Consider the following 16,272-nt stretch of genomic DNA (forward strand, 5'->3'; position numbering starts at 1 on the left):
CGATTGCCGCTCTCGACATCGGTATTGCCCGTCTTCTTGATGACGCCCGCGATCACGTCCTTGGGACGCAGTGGCGGCGCGTTGCCGCCGCGCCCTTCGGCTACGAGAATGTCGCCGTTGGGCAGCACGATCATCTGACGAGGGATCTGCAGGTCGGTGGCCATCGCCGTGATGACAAAGCCTTCCGGTACCGTGGGCACCTGATCGCCCCAGGCGGTCGGCTGAGAGATTTTCATGGCGGGGACCAGGGTCTCGCGCAGAGGCGGGATGTCCGGACGGGTCCCTGTCTCTTGCAGGTCCGGATCGCTCCGGCTGCAGGCCGACAGCGCCATCAGGAGGGCGGTCGCGCTGACCATGAGGCGGGTCATCGGGCAACCTCCCGGCTGAAGACGTGTGTATGGGCGATGATGGCAGCGCCTATGGCGAAGAGGGTGCTGAGGATCGAGAGCGTCAGTCCAAGACCACCGACCGAGCTCCAGGCGTCACGGCTGTGTTGAAACGCATTGATCAGACCGACAGTGAACAGCAACGCCAGCATCCCAGCGTAGATCGCGCTGCGCAGTTTCTGACCCGTGCGAAACCTTAGTACTAGGGAGACCAAAGCCCAGGCCAGCACCAGACCGTTGAACACCAGAGCGCCGGAGATCAGCCAAGCGGAGAAATTCGCCCACTGCATCTCCTCGGTCCTGAGATAGGTGATGTCGGTGACCAAGGCACCGGGAAAAAGTGCCACCGGGAAGGCGAGCAAGATCGCGTGCACAGGATTGAGAGCCGCGCCTGAGGCCAGTGTGAAACGCATCGATTTCTCCTAATTTCGCCCGCGGCGCTGCATACACAACCCCCGGTCGGCCGAATGGTTCACTGGGTCGTATGCCCGCTCCGACGTGACGTCGGGGGGCCATGGTCCGCCGCGCGAGCGGTTAGGCCCGGTCACTCTCGCCAGAAGCGGCCTTTCTGCACGTCCGAAATAGAGTCAGACTCAGACATTTACGGATTGCCTGAGGCCTCGGATGGCTCGGCCGTTCAGGCGGCAGGCATTACCTATGCTGAACCATGGGCATCGGAAAGCGCCAGAATTATTTTGCATCCAGGCGGCTGTTTTGTAATCGAAAATGGAAGCTTCCCAAGCTTTCAGCGCCTTCTTCCGAGCCTTAGCCGACCAAGCCCTCACGCGTGAGCGGAGGGTTTTATTTAGATTTGGCTCGAGTCGCTCATATGGCTCTAAAGCAGTCTGGCGGCCGCGCGGAATCTGGCCGCATTCCCTGCACCCTGATAGGATTCGGCCGCCGGATCGGCTCGTAAGCTATGGAAGGCGTTCGGATTTAGCCGCCCACTGATATTCCGGTGGGGCAATATTCGCTCATTTCCCTGTTTATCGGGCCCGAACAGGGAAATCTCCCGCGAGCACACGCCACCTCGGTGGCCGCCACGCAGTGTCTATGGACTTGGTCTAAAAGAAACTGCTGTCCACGAGAGAGAAGGATCGCCAGTCCTTCGTCCACCACCAAATTCGAGGGGTTAGCAGGCAACTGCTAACCCCTTTTTGGTTTCTGGGCCTCTAGCGACATTAGCGCTTGCTGCCGGGCAAGGCGTTGTCCGCGTCATCCAGAGCTGCGGTGAGGGCCGCCCCGGCTCGACAGGAAGTCTGAACTATCCCGTCAGCGTTACCCAGAGTTCACGGTCGAGGAGCCATTGACCTCGGATCTGGCGCCAAGCCGCAGTCGCCGCTGATTTCGACGCCGCCCGTCCATGTCCCCACACACCGGCCGTGCTCGGCAGCCGGCCCTTCGTCTTCGGCAACTTGGACCGCTTCGGTCGTGTGCACGCAGGAGAGTAACGATGGGTTGGCGAACTCGGCGGCGAAGGCGGTGATCACGTCCTCGCGGCCCTGAACAAGAGCGCCGTCGCCCACGATCAGGACCATATCCATGATCATGTGCGGGCCGAGGCGCGGGGCGTCGCGCGCAGCGATCAGTCGATTGGTGAGTTTGCGTTTTACGCGGATCGCGGCGACAGGTGCGGACATGCCGGGAGCGTGACGGTCAAGAACTTTCCCGCCAAGCCCCACGTCTGGCAGCTCCGCGCGGCGACGGTCAGCGCAGCCTTCAGGAAAGATCCAGGTCCGACAGGCCAACCAGCTCCTCGACCCGCCCCGTTTCCGCCAACTGGTCGAAGCCGGCGGCGATGTGGTAGAATGAGCTAGCGGGGGCCGGCTCGTCGAGGAAGCCGCCCTGAGGCAGGCGTTTGTCCTGCCACAGGCCGTCGGGTGTCAGATAGAGCCAGAGCGCGCGTAGCGCCGCGGCGGCGTCGTCCAGCAACCTCTGCCGTTCGCCGTCGGTCGCGCTCTCGACCAGGATCAGCGACGCCTTTAGCCATTCGGTCTGGGGCCAGAGCCGGGCCCGACCGCTCCGTATCGACCCGTCGTCGTTCATCGCGTCGATCGCGATGGCCGGACGCTCGGCGACGCCCTTTCGGCCGTGCGCATAGAGGCGTCGGGACGCCGCGAGCAGATCGGGGCGGCCGCGCGAGCGCGCGACCCTGGCCAGCAGCCAAGCCCATTCGAACTGATGGCCCGGCTCGACCAGCCGCCCATCATCACCGGGCGCCGGGGTCCAGTCGGATTCGAAGAACTCGCGCAGGAACCCGCCCCGAGCGTCGATGAAGCGCGTCATCGCCAGATCGACGATCCGGTCTGCCAGCGCCGTCCAGCCCGCGTCTCCGTCGATCGCTTCCCAACCCAGACACGCCTCCAGAAGGTGCATGTGAGCGTTGGCTTGCCAAGGCTGGTCGCCCGCTTCGATCAGGCCTCCGGTCGCGGGCCCCGCCGCGAGGACGGCGTCGCGAAGTTTTACCGCCCGCGCCTCCAGAGTCGGATCGTCAATACCGGCCCGTTTCGCGGTCGCCAGGGCGAACAGCACAAAGGCCTGGTCGTAGAGATAGGCGGTCTCGTCCCGCGGTTGACCATCGGGGCCCAGGAGAGCCCTGGACAGGCCGTCAGGCCGCAGATAGTCCGCATAGAGCCGCTCAAGGCCCCGCGCGACGATGCCGCGCCACGGTCCCTTCCAGCCGTTCACCCCGGCGCTGGCGTAGACGAAGATCTGGCGCGCCTGCACCCGCGCCCGGCGCGACAGTTTCGGCGCCCGGCCGTCGAGCGACAGGACCTCGACAAAGGCGCCGTCCTCCGACTGGCCCAACGTCGACCAGGTCGGCAGGGCTCTCAGCCGCATCCAGGCGGAGAAGCGGACGGCCCCGGAAACCAGGTCCTCCGGCGACGGCTTGGCAAAATCGAGATGGCGCGGCGAGGTCGCCCGGATGCGATCGACCACCTTCTTGACGCTTTGAGAGTGCGCCAGATCGCAGACGAGGACGGCGTCCTCCTCAACGACGATCGCCAGATTTCTGACGCCCAGCGCCGCCACCAGAACCCCTTCGGGCGCCCGGACGAGACAGCCTTCGGATCCCTCGAAAATATGCTGGCCGGTATCCCCCTCGCCGCTGGCGGCGATCGCATCCCACGATCCTAGGTCGGACCACAGGAAATCGACCTCAAGCACCGAGGCGCGGCTGGTCTTCTCCATTACGGCATAGTCGATGGAAATTTTGGGAGAGCCGCTGAATGCCACGCCAAGCGTCTGAATATCGCCCGCGTCTTCCGTCTCCAGTGAAGATCGCACGGCCTCCAGAACGGCTGGTGCGTGAGCTGCCACTTCGGCGATGAGCGATTGCGCCGACACGATGAAGTTGCCGCTGTTCCACAGGTAGCCGGCGTCAACGTACGTCTGGGCCAGGGTGCGGTCGGGCTTTTCAACAAAAGCCAGTACCTCCGTCAGGCCGCGACCAGACGGCTTTATATAGCCATAGGCCTGAGAGGGTCCCGACGGCGTCACGCCGAGGGTGACGATGCGACCCTGCGCCGCGCTTTCGGCGGCTTCTATGATTGCTGCCCGAAAAGCCTGATGATCGGGGATGTGATGGTCCGAGGCGACGAAGGCGAGGCTCGCTTCCGGATCTCTTCTGGCCGCCCAGACGGCGGCCGCTGCCATGGCGGCCGCAGAATCACGAGCTTCCGGCTCCAGCAAGATCTGGGCGTCGATCTCAAGCTCGGCGAGTTGCTCGATGATCCATACGCGATGGTCAAGGCCACCGACTACGATCAGCCGCCCGTCGTCGCCGGCGAGTGACGCGACGCGAACGGCCGCCTCCTGAAGCAGGGATCGATTGCCCGCCAGCGGAATGAACTGCTTTGGACGAGAGGGGCGCGATGCCGGCCATAACCGCGTGCCGGTTCCGCCACACATGATCACCGGATATAGCGCCATCTGGCGACCGCCTGAACTGGAGCTATCTGGATGCTAACGAGAGTCAACAGCGCGCCCGGAAGTCGGCGGAGCTTTGGAACCTTAGTGGCTGCCCCGATGGGTCGCAACCGCGTCGTTCCCTCAGCGGCATGATCGGCCTGCACCTGCCGAGGCAAATGCTCTTGCTCACGCTGCCGCGCCTGCCCATATCGGATCACGGCCACGCCTCGCCGGTTCCGGGGGGCATCAAGGCCGCAGTCGCTTGTCGAGGACTGAACCATGACGACCCGAACCGTGCTGTTCGACAGCCCCTTTCTTCTGGGCTTCGACCAGACCCGCGCCCTGATCGACCGCGCCGCCAAGGCGGCTGCCGAGAGCTATCCGCCCTACAATGTCGAACAGCTGGGCGACAACGCGGTGCGCATCTCGCTGGCCGTGGCCGGCTTTTCGCCCGACGATCTGGCGATCACCATTGAGGGCCGGCAGCTGACCATCGCCGGCAAACGCGAAGGCGCCTCGCCGGACCAGGCCTTCCTGCATCGCGGCATCGCGGCGCGCGGCTTTGTCCGCAGCTTCGTCCTCGCGGACGGGCTGGAGGTCGAGAGCGCCCGCCTTGAGCACGGCCTGCTGCACGTCGATCTGCTCCGGCCCGAGAACGTCGAACCGGTCCGTCGAATCCCGATCAGCGTCGACTGATCCCAACCGAATACGCTCGCCATGACGCGCCTGCGAACTCGCAGCGCATCCGGGCGTTGTCTTATTGAAAAGGAGGCGGTCTTTACGACGCCGATGATGACCAACAAGGATTTCGCCGGCCTGGGCGCGCCCGACCTCGTTTACGTGCGCGAGATCACTGCCGCTGACGTTATGGCGGACGCGATCACCGACGCGCCCCTGGAAGACGCCAGGGGGCTGGTGATCGATCCCGATCAGACCCTCTATGCCGTGCACAGCGCGAACGGTGAGCGGCTGGCGGTCATGATGGATCGCGAGGCGGCCTTCGCCGCCGCCGTGGCGCACGAACTCGCGCCGGTGTCGGTGCACTGACACCCATCGCCGTGGACCCCGGCGAAGGCCGGGGTGCACAGATGGACGTCAGGCCGCCGTCGCCGGCACGTTGGCGTCGCCCACGAACAGGGCGTGAATCGCATCCTCGGTCCGGGCCTGGCGCAGTTGTTCGCGCAGCTCCGGCGAGCGCATCGCCCTCGAGACCGCCGCCAGGGCGCGCAGATGTTCGGCGCCGTCGCGCGGGGGCGCGAACAGGGCGAACATCAGATCCACCGGGCGATCATCCACCGAGTCATACGCGACGGGGGTGTCGAGGCGCACGAACACCGCCTTGACGCGGTCCAGACCGGCGAGGCGCGCATGCGGAACCGCCACCCCAGAACCGAGACCGGTCGAGCCTAGCGCTTCGCGCTCCATCAATGCGTCGAAGACGCGAATCTCGTCCAGGCCCATGGCCTGGGCCGCAGCGGAGGCCAGCACATGCAAGGCCTGCCGCTTCGATGACGCGCCGCTTTTCAGGACGATTCCGTCCCGAACCAGCAGTTCACCAATGTCCATGATCGTCCCGACTCATACTCGAGGTTGTGGGCAGGGCCCCTGGAGGGGGCGCGCGCCGTCTAGACGGTTCACGCGCCCCTGGGAAGTCTTATGCGCCAGAACCGTTTACAGAACCGTGTCCGTTAAGCGACGCGGTACGTTCAGGGTCTATCCACCCTACATTGCCGTCCGGGCGGCGATAGACGACTGACAGGCCGCCGTGCGCCGCGTTCTTGAACAACACGACCGGATAGCCTGTCATGTCGAGTTCGAGCACCGCGCGTCCGACCGTGATGGTGCGGATTTCTGAAATGCTTTCAGCGATGACCATGCCCGTGGGCGGTGGTCCGTCGTCGTCGCCGGCGGTGTCGAACAGGGCATCCTCGACGTCATCGTCGGGATTGCGCAGCACGATGCTGCGCGCCACTGAGGCGGCGGCCATCTCGGTCTTCTCGGGCGACAGGCCCTTGGGTCCGATATGATGATCCTTAAGCCGCCGCTTGTAGCGTCGGACCCTCTTCTCGAGCTTTTCGAGGCTGTCGGTGAAGGCCGCATGGGCGTCGCCGCCCAAGCCTGTGGTCACGAGCGATTGCCCGGACGCGAGGCGGACCCAACAGTCCACTTTGAAGCCGTAGCCGTCCTTGGACACCACAACCTCGGCGTCCTGGCCGCCGCGATCGAAGTATTTTCCGACTCCGTCTTCGAGTTCCTGGGAGATGCGCGAGCCTAACGCTTCGCCGACATCCACTTGCTTGCCGCTGACTTGGACTTGCATAGGGATAGAACGCGACCGACCGCGAAAGGTGTCAATCGGGAACACCGTTTTCACGGTCACGCTTTGTTGTTCGATCAGCCGGTTTTCAGCATGCGCCGGCGCTCGACCGACGACGGAATTCTGAGCGCTTCCCGGTACTTGGCCACGGTGCGGCGGGCGATGTCGATGCCGGCTTCCTTGAGGATCTCCACGATCCGGTCATCGGACAAAACGTCGCCACCGCGACCCTCATGGTCGATCATCGACTTGATCCGGTGACGCACGGCCTCGGCGGAGTGGCTGGCGCCGCCGTCGGTCGCCTGGATCGCGGCGGTGAAGAAGAATTTCAGCTCGAACACGCCGCGCGGGGTCGAGACGTATTTGTTCGAGGTGACCCGGCTGACCGTCGATTCATGCATGCCGATGGCGTCAGCCACGGTCCTTAAATTCAGGGGGCGCAGGAACTCCACGCCGAAGGCGAGGAAGGCGTCCTGCTGGCGCACGATCTCGGACCCGACCTTCAGGATGGTCCGGGCCCGCTGGTCGAGAGACTTGACCAGCCAGTTGGCCTGGGCCGCGCAGTCGGCGACGAAGGTCTTCTCCGTCTCGGTCCGCGCGCCGGCGGAAACCGAGGCGTGGTAGCGTTTGTCGACAAGCAGCCGCGGCAGGGTGTCGGAGTTCAGCTCCACCCGCCAGCCGCCGGCCGGGTCGGGCCGGACATGGACGTCGGGGATCACCGTCTGGGCGATCTCGCCGGCGAAGCCCGCACCCGGTCGGGGCGTCAGGGCCTTGAGCTCGGAGATCATCTCAGACAGATCCTCGACATCGACGCCGCAGGCATTCCTCAAAGCCGTCAGGTCGCGTCTGGCCAGCAGATCCAGATTGTCGAGCAGGGCTCCCATGGCCGGATCGAACCGGTTCCGCTCGACCAGTTGCAACTTCAGGCATTCCGGCACCGACCGCGCCATGACGCCCGTGGGCTCGAACCCGTGGCAGACCGCCAGCACCGCCTCGACCCGCTCCAGGCCGCAGCCCAGCCGGTCAGCGATCTCGGCCAGTTCGCCCCGCAGATAGCCGCCCTCGTCGACGCCGTCGATCAGCGACAGGGCGATGGCGTGGTCCGTGGCCGAGAACCCGGCCGAGGACGCCTGTTCCTGCAGATGCTCCGACAGGGTGGGATCGTGGCGTTCCGGGCGCTCGCCCCCGTCGCCGTCATTGAACGACCCGCCCTTGCCAGCTGCCGACCAGTCCGACAGCCCAGGCTGTTCGGCCGCCTCGTCGGACAGACGGTCAGAGGTGCGTTCGCCCGGCGTCGCGTCGCCATAGACGTCGTCCTCGCGTGCATCGACGGTCGAGGACCTTTCCGACGCCTCGGCCTCGGAGAAGCTCAGCTCGGTGGAATCGGTCGGCGCCTCGCGGGCGACCTCCGCGCCGGCCTCGGGCTCCTCGCGCTGGAGCAGCGGGTTCTTTTCGAGCTCGGCCTCGACGTATTCGTCCAGCTCCTGGTTGGACAGTTGCAGCAGCTTGATCGCCTGCTGCAGCTGGGGCGTGATGACCAGCCCCTGCCCCTGCCGAACCTCGAGCCTCTGACCAATCACCCTGAACGCCCCCAACGAGCCGTTGTGGCCCGGAACTTGCTGTCAGGATGAAGGCGACCGGTTAACGTGGGCTTTCGCACGTCCGGCGCATGCGCGGGCGGCGACCGGGTTCCAGACGTGTGGTCGGGGGCTGACGCCGGACTCTCGTAGATACGTAAGGGCGATTCCGTCAGCTCGGCGATGTGGTCCGGAACCTCGGGCCAAAGCTCCGGGACCAAGGAACATTCGTAGATCCGGTCGGTCCGTGTGCAGGGCGTCCTCCGGTCTCATCGGACGCCGTTACGCGTCAGCCGTAAAGATCGCCGAGATAGACGCGGCGCACCTCGGGGTCGTGGATGACCTCGTCGGCGGTGCCTTCGAACAGGACCGAGCCGTTCGAGATGATCGAGGCGCGGTCGATGATGTCGAGCGTCTCGCGCACATTGTGATCGGTGATCAGGACCCCGATGCCCTCGCCGGCCAGATAGCGGATGACCTGGCGGATGTCGGCGATGGCCAGGGGGTCGATGCCGGCGAAAGGCTCGTCCAGCAGCATGAAGCTCGGCTTGCCGGCAAGGGAGCGTGCAATCTCGACGCGTCGGCGTTCGCCGCCCGATAGCCCGGTCGCCGGCGCATGGCGCAGATGGTCGATGTGCAGTTCTTCCAGCAGGCGGGTGGTCTCCGTCTCTATCCGCTTGCCGGTCTCGTTCAGCTCGACCACCGCCATGACGTTCTGCTCGACCGTCATGCCGCGGAAGATCGAGGCCTCCTGCGCCAGATAGCCCAGACCCATGCGGGCGCGCTGGTACATTGGCTGGCCTGTGATGTTCTCGCCGTCGAGCCAGATGGAACCGGAGTCGGCAGGGATCAGGCCGGTGATCATGTAGAAGCAGGTTGTCTTGCCGGCGCCGTTGGGGCCCAGCAGGCCCGCCACCTCGCCCCGCTGCACCGTCAGGGAGACGTCGGAGACGACCTGACGGGCGCCGAAGGCCCTGGCGATGTTGCGGACCCTCAGGCCTTTTTCAGGCGCGGCTTCGGGCGCGACGACCTTGCCGGCCTCGCGGTCTTCCAGATTGAGGGCGGAGAGTTCCTTGCGGGCCATTCAGGAGCCTAGTTGGCGCCTTCCGGATAGAAGACGCCGCGCACCCGGCCGCCGTTGGCCGCCGTCCCGCCCGCGACCCGCGCCTCGCCGGTATCGACGTTGTAGCTCAGGCTGGCGCCCGTCAGGACGTTCTGGCCCTGGGTCAGGATGACGTCGCCGGTCACCACAACGGTGGCGTTGGAGACGGTGTAGGTCGCCCGGTCGCCCCGGATCGTCTCGTTGGGGGTGACGTAATAGACCTCGCCGGTTGCCTCGATCCGCGTCAGTCCGCCGGAGGCGTCACGCACGCCCTGGATGGCGTTGGCTCGCAGACGGGTGTCGCCTTGCGTGATCTCGGCCCGGCCACGCAACGACACCGCCGTATTCGTCAGCTCGCCCGTGTCGGCGCCGTAGCCGATCGGCTGGTCGCTGACGTTGGAACGAGTTTGCGCCAGCGCCGCGCCGCCCAGGCAGAGGGCCAGGACGCTCGCGCCGGTCAGGATGAGGTGGCTGGTCTTCATGTCATTCACCGGAAGCGGGGTTGATGGTCCCCTGCACCTTGTTGTCACCAGAGCCCCTGAACACGACCCGTTCGCCCTGTTCATAGATGGCATAGGACGTTGCCGAGATGGTTCCAAGAGGGCCGCGCCCTTCGACGCCCTTGTCGCCGGTCACCACGCCCGACGCCGTATCGACCACGGCCTCCGGCGTCGTCAGTGTAAAGCCCGATCCTCCGTCGGAAATCTTGACGTTCGGACCGATCGTCACGCTGCGTTCGGCCTCGTTGTAGGTGCCGGCGTCGGCGGTCATCTCGGTCACCTTGGTGCCGCCGAGGTTGAGCCTGAGCACCGGACCATTGAGCCGGAACCGTCCCGTCGCCGGGTCCCGCACCGCGCCCTGGGCGCCGATGATGAAGGACCGGCCCGCCGCGTCCTGACCGTGAAACATAGGGTTGTCGAGGCGGACCTCCTTCGACTGGCTCGCCTCGCGTTCGACCCCCGACATCACCGTGCGGAACACGGTCCAGGTCAGGGCCCCGCCCGCCAGGACCACAATCAGGATCGGCAGGAGGCGGCGATACAGATGAACCCGGCGGGAGCGCGAGCGCCAGCGCCCGGCCTGCTGGGCCAGCCTCGCCTCGTCGGCGCGCTTTCTGTCCTCGCCGGGATCGAAGGTCATGTGTGCGCGAAGATATCCGTCTCGTCCCAGCCGCGCAGGTCGAGGCGGGCGCGAACCGGCAGGAAGTCGAAACAGGCCTGGGCCAGTTCCATCCGCCCTTCGCGCACCAGCATCTCGTTCAGCCGGCGCATGATGACATGCAGGTGCAGCACGTCGGAGGCGGCGTAGTCCAGCTGGGCCTGCGACAGCTCCGGCGCGCCCCAGTCGGACGACTGTTGCGCCTTGCTGAGGTCGATGCCCGCCATCTCGCGCGCCACGTCCTTCAACCCATGCCGGTCGGTATAGGTCCGGGCCAGTTTGGAGGCGATCTTGGTGCAATAGACCGGCCGGGTCTCGACGCCGAGGTGCAGCTCCAGCATGCCGATGTCGAACCGGCCGAAGTGGAAAATCTTCAGCACGTCCGGATCGGCCATCAGCCGCTTGAGGTTCGGGCAGTCGTAGCCGGGGCGGTTCAGCCGCACGATATGGGCGTCGCCGTCCCCGGCCGAGAGCTGGACCACGCACAGGGGATCGCGGCGGAAGCGCAGCCCCATGGTCTCGGAATCGACGGCGACCTCGGGACCCAGGTCCAGGCCGTCGGGCAGGTCGCCTTCATGCAGATAAACATTCATGGACGCGGTCTAGCAGTCCCTCTCCCCTTGCGGGAGAGGGCTTGAACGCCCGGGAGCGCAGCGATCTGACTTGCGCGAAAGGATGAGGGGTTTTGCGGCTCGCCGGTCAGACCGGGCGTCACCCTCACCCGCAAGGGGAGAGGGCAGAAACAAAAACGGCGCCGCATCCTGCGATGCGACGCCGTTTGAAACTGGTGCCCAGGAGAGGACTCGAACCTCCACGACATTTCTATCACTGGCACCTGAAGCCAGCGCGTCTACCAATTCCGCCACCTGGGCCCCGGAGGCGCGCGTCGAAACACGTTCCTGTCCGGAAGGCGCGGACCCTTAAGGCAGTGCACGGAGCGGGTCAACACGGTTTTCGGCGGTTTCTCGCAGCTTGCGCGCCGCCCCTGCGTTGCGGGGGTGCCGGGCATCGTCTATCCCCGCCCTGCAAGGCCTTCGCGGGCTTTCACGACGCCGCTCAAGGAATGCCCGATGTCCGAATCCACTCCCGGTATGGTCACCGTCTTCGGCGGGTCCGGCTTCGTCGGAACCCAGGCCGTCCGCGCCCTGGCCCGTTGCGGCTGGCGCGTTCGCGTCGCCGTGCGCAAGCCCGCCCTGGCCCAGGACCTGCGCATCCTCGGCGACGTGGGACAGATCCAGCCGGTACGCTGCGACATCTCCAGCCCGACCGACGTCGCCGCCGCCCTGAAGGGCGCGGACGCGGCCGTAAACCTAGTCGGTATCCTGTTCGAAACCCCGGGTCGCGGCTTCGAGAAGGCCCACGTCGAGGGCAGCCGCAATGTCGCCGAGGCCTGCGTCGCCGCCGGCGTAGACCGTCTCGTCCAGATGTCGGCCATCGGCGCCGACACCCATGCCGAAGGCGAGTACGGCCGCTCCAAGGGCGAGGCCGAGGCCGCCGTCCGCGCCATCAAGCCCGACGCCGTCATCCTGCGTCCCTCGATCGTGTTCGGGAACGGCGACGGCTTCCTGAACCGCTTCGCCTCCATGGCGACGATGTCTCCCGCCCTGCCCCTGATCGGCGGTGGCGTGACGAAATTCCAGCCGGTCTGGGTCGGGGACGTGGCCGAGGCCATCGCCCGCTCCGTCGTTTACACCGACGCCGCCGGCCGCACCTTCGAACTGGGCGGCCCGGAGGTCTGGTCGTTCAAGCAGATCCTCGAATACATCCTGCGCGAGACCGGCCGCCGCCGCCTGCTCGCGCCCCTGCCCTTCTTCGCCGCCTCGGCCATCGGCGCGTTGGCCGAGATCACTGCCGTCCTGGGCATCGCGCCCGTCCTGACGCGCGACCAGGTCGTGATGCTGAAGACGGACAATGTCGTGGCCCCGGACGCCGAGGGTCTGTCGGCGCTCGGTATCGAGGCGACCGGTCTGGAAGCCATCGCCCCGTCCTACCTGTGGCGCTATCGCCGCGGCGGACAGTTTGCCGGAGGCCCGGGCGCCGCGCAGGCGGAGGCGGAGGCGGCGCTTTAGTTTTTCCGTGCATCCCCGCCTTCGCGGGGATGCACGGTGTTTTTACTGGATCAAAGCAGCCGGATTTCCTTCAACCGCTCGGTCAGGAAGTCCTCGGCCATGATCGACTTGCCGGCATAGCGATCCGGGTTCTCCGCCGTGATCGTCGACGGCAGGGTCTCGATCACATAGTCCGGGTTGAAGTGCAGGAAAAAGGGCGTCGAATAGCGGGCGAAGCTGGCCCGGTCCGGCGCAGGATTGACCACCCGGTGGCTGGTCGATGGCAGGACGTGGTTGGTCAGCCGCTGCAGCATGTCGCCGATATTGACCACAAGGGCGCCCGGCGGCGGCGCGACCTCCAGCCACTGACCGTCGGCGTCCTTCAGCTGCAAGCCCGCTTCTTCCGCACCCAACAGCAGGGTGATGACGTTGATATCCTCGTGCGCGCCCGCCCGCACGCCCGGCGCCCCGGCCGGAACCGGCGGATAGTGGAGCATCCGCAGGATGGAGTTCCCCAGCTCGACCTTGTCCTCGAAGAAGGCGTCGCCGAGCCTCATGTAGCGGGCGATGGCCTTGAGGATCTTGCGGCCCAGCTGATCCAGCGCCTCGAACATCCCGTAGAAATGCGGCTTGAAGCCCGGCACCTCGGTCGGCCACAGGTTGTCGCGCATGTACTGGCGATAGGGATGGCCCTCCGGCAGTTCGCGGCCCGTGTGCCAGAACTCCTTGAGATCCACGGCCGCCGCGCCCTTGGCGGCCTCGACCCCGAACGGCGTCAGGCCGCGCGCTCCGCCGGTGCCGGGTTGATGGTATTTGCGCTTCGCCTCTTCCGGCAGGGCGAAGAAGGCCTTGGCGTCGTCGATGGCCGCATGGATGACGTCCTCGTCCAGCCCGTGATCCGCGATCACGGCAAAGCCATAGCGTTTGAACGAGGCGCCCAGCTCATCGCTGAAGCCCTGGAAGTCGGAGTCGTAGCGCGACATCGAAACGGGCTTGATGCCTTGGGCGGCGACGGAAGTGGCGTCGAGGGTGGCGGTCACGGGCGGGCCTTTCAATTCGTACGCGGCAATCCATCCGAGGACGCCGGGGGAGACGTTCATACGCCCTGACATCACAAATTGGCAGATCGAGGTCGCAATACCGCATTGGCGCGGTTCGTTCATCTCGGGGTCAGGCAGGAACCTTCACCGTAAGCCCACGTTTCGGGTGGATTCGAACCCGTCCATTTTCAAAGGAACTCGCTATGCGCATGAACCTGATCGTCACGAGCCTCGGCGTCGCCGCCATGCTGGGCGCCGGCGCCTGCACCACTATGGACCCCTATTCCTCGACACCCTCCCGCAACAACACGGGCACGGGCGCGATCTACGGCGCCCTGGGCGGCGCGGTCCTCGGCTATCTGACCAACACCTCTAACGGCGAGCAGGGCCGTCGCAACGCCCTGATCGGCGCCGGTGTCGGCGCCCTCGGCGGCGCAGCCGTCGGGAATTACATGGACCGCCAGCAGCGCGCGATGGAGGCCGAACTGTCGGGAAGCGGCGTGGGCGTGGCCCGTCAGGGCGACAATCTGGTCCTGCGCATGCCGTCCGACGTCACCTTCGCGGTGAACCAGTCCAACATCGAGCCGCGCTTCGATTCCGTCCTGCGCGATGTCGCCGGCGTTCTGGCGGAATATGACCGCTCGCTGGTGGACGTCGTGGGCCACACAGATTCCTCGGGCGGAGACGCGATCAACCAGCCCCTGTCCGAGCGCCGTGCTCTCGCCGTCGCCGACGCCCTGATCAGCAGCGGCGTCCAGCGCGAGCGTCTGTTCGTCGCCGGCCAGTCCTCGCGCGTCCCGATCGCCTCCAATGCAACGGCCGAGGGCCGCGCCCAGAACCGCCGCGTCGAGATCCTGATCCGCCCCTTCACGGGCTGATCGCGCCTTCTCTCACCGTGCGCCCCCGGCAAAGGCCGGGGGCCAGATGGCGAACGCCGCCGCCGCCGCGGAGCGTTCGGTTCACCCCGACCGCCTGCCTGTCGATCTGGATCCCGGCCTTCGCCGGGATGCGCGGGGTGTGGGGAGATTTATCGTTAGCGCACACGGTTCAGTGACTTGCGTCCTGATTCCGGGTGTGGTCCTAGGACATGCTGACGACTCGGGGGAGCGGCATGGATCAGGACATCTGGAATTGTGACGACGGGCGTCTGGCGCAGGGCGCCAGGATGGTCGCTGCGGCCGTCGCGTCCGCCGTCCTCACCGCCACCGTCGTCATCGCCGTGGGCCTGTCGATCGTCGATCGCCATGCCCCCGACCGGCCGACGTCTGACGTGGCCCTGATCCGCACCAGCGGCTGATCCACGACTTGCGGAAATCGGCGACGCGGCGTCTCCTGAGCCAGTGACCGCCCTCACCCGCATCCCCCTCTCCGCACCCGACATCGGCCCCGCCGAGCGTGAGCGCCTGCTCGAAACCTTCGATGCCGGTTGGGTCTCCTCAGCCGGACCGGTGGTGGAGGCCTTCGAACGCGCCTTCGCCGAGGCGACCGGTTTCGCCCATGCAACGGCCGTCTCATCCGGCACGGCCGCCCTGCATCTGGCCCTGACGATGCTGGACCTGAAGCCCGGCGACGCCGTCATCGCCCCGACCCTGACCTTCATCGGCGGGGTCAGTCCGATCGTTCACGCGGGCGCACGACCGATCTTCGTGGATTGCAGCCCCGCCGACTGGAACCTCGATCCCCGGCTGCTCGAACAGGCCTTCGATCGCGCCCGGACGGAAGGGTTGACCGTCCGCGCCATCGTTCCCGCCGACCTCTACGGCCAGTGCTGCGATATCGACGCAATCCGCGCGGTCGCCGACGCCCACGGCGTCCCCGTGATCCTCGACTCGGCCGAGGCCGTCGGCGCGACCCTCAACGGCCGCCACGCGGGCCACGGCGCCGCGGCCGCCGCCTTCTCGTTCAACGGCAACAAGATCGTCACCACGGGCGGCGGCGGCATGCTGGCCTCCGACGACGGCCCGCTGGTCGCCCGCGCCCGTAATCTGGCCGCCGCGGCGCGCCTGCCCGCCGTCCACTACGAACACGCCGAGATCGGCTTCAACTACCGGATGCTCAGCCTCGCCGCTGCCCTGGGCCTGGCCCAGCTGGAGACGCTGGAGAGCAAGGTCGCCCGCCGCCGCGCCATCTTCAATCGCTATGAGGCCCGCCTCGGCGGTCGCTACGGGGTCGCCTTCGCGCCGGAGGCCCCGGGCCGGCGCCACACCCGCTGGCTGACCGTCATGCTGATGGACCCGGAGTTCGTCGCCAGCCCCGACCGTCTCCGCCTTGCGCTCGACGCCGCCAACATCGAGGCCCGGCCGGTGTGGAAGCCGATGCACCTGCAGCCGGTCTTCCGCGACGCCCTGATGATCAATGAACGGGTGGCCGAAACCCTGTTCGCCAATGGCCTGTGCCTGCCCTCCGGCAGCACCCTGTCCGACGCCGACATCGACCGGGTCTGCGACGTCATCGAGGCGACGCTCGACGCCTGACTGGCGTTTTGCGGTCCATGCAGTTTCGGCGGCTGTATTGGCGGTATTGGCGGTTCCGGATTGCAGTGTTTTGCGGTTACGAACTGCAGTCTTTTGGCGATGTCAGCGGGCGGCTGCGAATCGTCTTGCGAGAGCGCGTGCGGTGGGTTTGAGGGCCTTGGGTTCGTGGTAGTTGCCGTTGACCTGGGTGCGGTTGATGACGTGGGCCTTGAACCGTTTGTAGAGGTCGTCCTCGGGCGGCGCGGGATGGGTCCAGAA

Annotated in this window: 17 protein-coding genes, 1 tRNA gene and 1 pseudogene; 6 read left to right on the forward strand and 13 right to left on the reverse strand. The window is 66.4% G+C overall.

Translation table 11 applies throughout. The features are described from left to right. The 4 genes and pseudogenes from ACP7AU_RS16560 to ACP7AU_RS16575 form a co-directional block, all read right to left on the reverse strand. Window positions 1–368: pseudogene (locus tag ACP7AU_RS16560) on the reverse strand (sorbosone dehydrogenase family protein); the annotation flags it as partial. Further along, window positions 365–799 (reverse strand): DUF2231 domain-containing protein, encoded by a 435-nt coding sequence (locus ACP7AU_RS16565; protein WP_426052107.1) that lies wholly within the window; start codon window positions 797–799, stop codon window positions 365–367. The pseudogene ACP7AU_RS16560 and the gene ACP7AU_RS16565, both read right to left, overlap by 4 nt. Before the next feature lie 876 nt (window positions 800–1,675). Further along, window positions 1,676–2,026, reverse strand: coding sequence for a nuclear transport factor 2 family protein (locus tag ACP7AU_RS16570; RefSeq protein WP_426052108.1), 351 nt, complete (start codon window positions 2,024–2,026; stop codon window positions 1,676–1,678). Window positions 2,027–2,105: 79 nt separating this feature from the next. Further along, entirely contained in the window at window positions 2,106–4,319 is a 2,214-nt protein-coding gene (locus ACP7AU_RS16575; protein ID WP_426052109.1) for an AGE family epimerase/isomerase, read from the reverse strand. 258 nt (window positions 4,320–4,577) lie between these two features. On the opposite strand from ACP7AU_RS16575, the gene ACP7AU_RS16580 reads away from it, so the two are divergent. Further along, window positions 4,578–4,994, forward strand: a complete 417-nt coding sequence (locus ACP7AU_RS16580) for an Hsp20 family protein (RefSeq protein ID WP_426052110.1) — start codon at window positions 4,578–4,580, stop codon at window positions 4,992–4,994. Between the two features lie 96 nt (window positions 4,995–5,090). After that, window positions 5,091–5,345 carry a DUF1150 family protein gene (locus ACP7AU_RS16585; protein ID WP_426052111.1) on the forward strand — a complete coding sequence of 85 codons (255 nt, stop codon included), beginning with the start codon at window positions 5,091–5,093 and terminating at the stop codon, window positions 5,343–5,345. A 48-nt stretch (window positions 5,346–5,393) separates the two neighbouring features. Here the strand turns inward: ACP7AU_RS16585 and ptsN are convergent, their stop codons facing one another. From ptsN to ACP7AU_RS16625, 8 genes are all read right to left on the reverse strand, one after another. Then, window positions 5,394–5,864, reverse strand: coding sequence for a PTS IIA-like nitrogen regulatory protein PtsN (gene ptsN, locus ACP7AU_RS16590; protein WP_426052112.1), 471 nt, complete (start codon window positions 5,862–5,864; stop codon window positions 5,394–5,396). A gap of 88 nt (window positions 5,865–5,952) precedes the next feature. Next, window positions 5,953–6,618, reverse strand: a complete 666-nt coding sequence (gene hpf / locus ACP7AU_RS16595; protein ID WP_426052122.1) for a ribosome hibernation-promoting factor, HPF/YfiA family — start codon at window positions 6,616–6,618, stop codon at window positions 5,953–5,955. A 74-nt stretch (window positions 6,619–6,692) separates the two neighbouring features. Then, entirely contained in the window at window positions 6,693–8,195 is a 1,503-nt protein-coding gene (gene rpoN / locus ACP7AU_RS16600; RefSeq protein ID WP_426052113.1) for an RNA polymerase factor sigma-54, read from the reverse strand. A gap of 286 nt (window positions 8,196–8,481) precedes the next feature. After that, on the reverse strand, window positions 8,482–9,276 hold the full coding sequence (gene lptB / locus ACP7AU_RS16605) for an LPS export ABC transporter ATP-binding protein (protein WP_426052114.1): 795 nt from the start codon (window positions 9,274–9,276) through the stop codon (window positions 8,482–8,484). A gap of 8 nt (window positions 9,277–9,284) precedes the next feature. Beyond that, window positions 9,285–9,776, reverse strand: a complete 492-nt coding sequence (locus ACP7AU_RS16610) for an LptA/OstA family protein (RefSeq protein ID WP_426052115.1) — start codon at window positions 9,774–9,776, stop codon at window positions 9,285–9,287. Between the two features lies 1 nt (window position 9,777). Further along, a complete protein-coding gene (gene lptC, locus ACP7AU_RS16615; protein WP_426052116.1) occupies window positions 9,778–10,434 on the reverse strand; it encodes an LPS export ABC transporter periplasmic protein LptC in 657 nt (218 codons plus the stop codon). Continuing rightward, window positions 10,431–11,045, reverse strand: a complete 615-nt coding sequence (locus ACP7AU_RS16620) for a ribonuclease D (RefSeq protein WP_426052117.1) — start codon at window positions 11,043–11,045, stop codon at window positions 10,431–10,433. Before ACP7AU_RS16620 ends, lptC begins: the two co-directional genes overlap by 4 nt. A 192-nt stretch (window positions 11,046–11,237) precedes the next feature. Beyond that, a tRNA-Leu gene (locus ACP7AU_RS16625) sits at window positions 11,238–11,324 on the reverse strand. 198 nt (window positions 11,325–11,522) lie between these two features. On the opposite strand from ACP7AU_RS16625, the gene ACP7AU_RS16630 reads away from it, so the two are divergent. Next, window positions 11,523–12,521 carry a complex I NDUFA9 subunit family protein gene (locus ACP7AU_RS16630; protein ID WP_426052118.1) on the forward strand — a complete coding sequence of 333 codons (999 nt, stop codon included), beginning with the start codon at window positions 11,523–11,525 and terminating at the stop codon, window positions 12,519–12,521. A gap of 50 nt (window positions 12,522–12,571) precedes the next feature. Here ACP7AU_RS16630 and ACP7AU_RS16635 read toward each other — a convergent pair whose 3' ends face one another. Further along, window positions 12,572–13,483 carry an isopenicillin N synthase family dioxygenase gene (locus ACP7AU_RS16635; protein ID WP_426052123.1) on the reverse strand — a complete coding sequence of 304 codons (912 nt, stop codon included), beginning with the start codon at window positions 13,481–13,483 and terminating at the stop codon, window positions 12,572–12,574. 260 nt (window positions 13,484–13,743) lie between these two features. Here ACP7AU_RS16635 and ACP7AU_RS16640 point away from each other — a divergent pair, with 260 nt between their 5' ends. The 3 genes from ACP7AU_RS16640 to ACP7AU_RS16650 all read left to right on the forward strand — a co-directional run bounded on the left by ACP7AU_RS16640 (window position 13,744) and on the right by ACP7AU_RS16650 (window position 16,014). Beyond that, complete coding sequence (locus tag ACP7AU_RS16640; protein ID WP_426052119.1) at window positions 13,744–14,418, forward strand: OmpA family protein; 675 nt, start codon at window positions 13,744–13,746, stop codon at window positions 14,416–14,418. Window positions 14,419–14,651: 233 nt separating this feature from the next. Then, entirely contained in the window at window positions 14,652–14,837 is a 186-nt protein-coding gene (locus ACP7AU_RS16645; RefSeq protein WP_426052120.1) for a hypothetical protein, read from the forward strand. A gap of 43 nt (window positions 14,838–14,880) precedes the next feature. Then, window positions 14,881–16,014 (forward strand): DegT/DnrJ/EryC1/StrS family aminotransferase, encoded by a 1,134-nt coding sequence (locus ACP7AU_RS16650; RefSeq protein WP_426052121.1) that lies wholly within the window; start codon window positions 14,881–14,883, stop codon window positions 16,012–16,014. The last annotated feature ends 258 nt before the right edge of the window (window positions 16,015–16,272 follow it).

Source organism: Brevundimonas sp. SL161 (assembly GCF_049896985.1).
Taxonomy (GTDB): domain Bacteria; phylum Pseudomonadota; class Alphaproteobacteria; order Caulobacterales; family Caulobacteraceae; genus Brevundimonas.

Coding starts and splice junctions, on each gene's coding strand:
- ACP7AU_RS16565 (WP_426052107.1), bottom strand. CDS start 799: ATGCGTTTCACACTGGCCTCAGGCGCGGCTCTCAATCCTGTGCACGCG.
- ACP7AU_RS16570 (WP_426052108.1), bottom strand. CDS start 2,026: ATGTCCGCACCTGTCGCCGCGATCCGCGTAAAACGCAAACTCACCAAT.
- ACP7AU_RS16575 (WP_426052109.1), bottom strand. CDS start 4,319: ATGGCGCTATATCCGGTGATCATGTGTGGCGGAACCGGCACGCGGTTA.
- ACP7AU_RS16580 (WP_426052110.1), top strand. CDS start 4,578: ATGACGACCCGAACCGTGCTGTTCGACAGCCCCTTTCTTCTGGGCTTC.
- ACP7AU_RS16585 (WP_426052111.1), top strand. CDS start 5,091: ATGACCAACAAGGATTTCGCCGGCCTGGGCGCGCCCGACCTCGTTTAC.
- ptsN (WP_426052112.1), bottom strand. CDS start 5,864: ATGGACATTGGTGAACTGCTGGTTCGGGACGGAATCGTCCTGAAAAGC.
- hpf (WP_426052122.1), bottom strand. CDS start 6,618: ATGCAAGTCCAAGTCAGCGGCAAGCAAGTGGATGTCGGCGAAGCGTTA.
- lptB (WP_426052114.1), bottom strand. CDS start 9,276: ATGGCCCGCAAGGAACTCTCCGCCCTCAATCTGGAAGACCGCGAGGCC.
- ACP7AU_RS16610 (WP_426052115.1), bottom strand. CDS start 9,776: ATGAAGACCAGCCACCTCATCCTGACCGGCGCGAGCGTCCTGGCCCTC.
- lptC (WP_426052116.1), bottom strand. CDS start 10,434: ATGACCTTCGATCCCGGCGAGGACAGAAAGCGCGCCGACGAGGCGAGG.
- ACP7AU_RS16620 (WP_426052117.1), bottom strand. CDS start 11,045: ATGAATGTTTATCTGCATGAAGGCGACCTGCCCGACGGCCTGGACCTG.
- ACP7AU_RS16630 (WP_426052118.1), top strand. CDS start 11,523: ATGTCCGAATCCACTCCCGGTATGGTCACCGTCTTCGGCGGGTCCGGC.
- ACP7AU_RS16635 (WP_426052123.1), bottom strand. CDS start 13,483: ATGTCGCGCTACGACTCCGACTTCCAGGGCTTCAGCGATGAGCTGGGC.
- ACP7AU_RS16640 (WP_426052119.1), top strand. CDS start 13,744: ATGCGCATGAACCTGATCGTCACGAGCCTCGGCGTCGCCGCCATGCTG.
- ACP7AU_RS16645 (WP_426052120.1), top strand. CDS start 14,652: ATGGATCAGGACATCTGGAATTGTGACGACGGGCGTCTGGCGCAGGGC.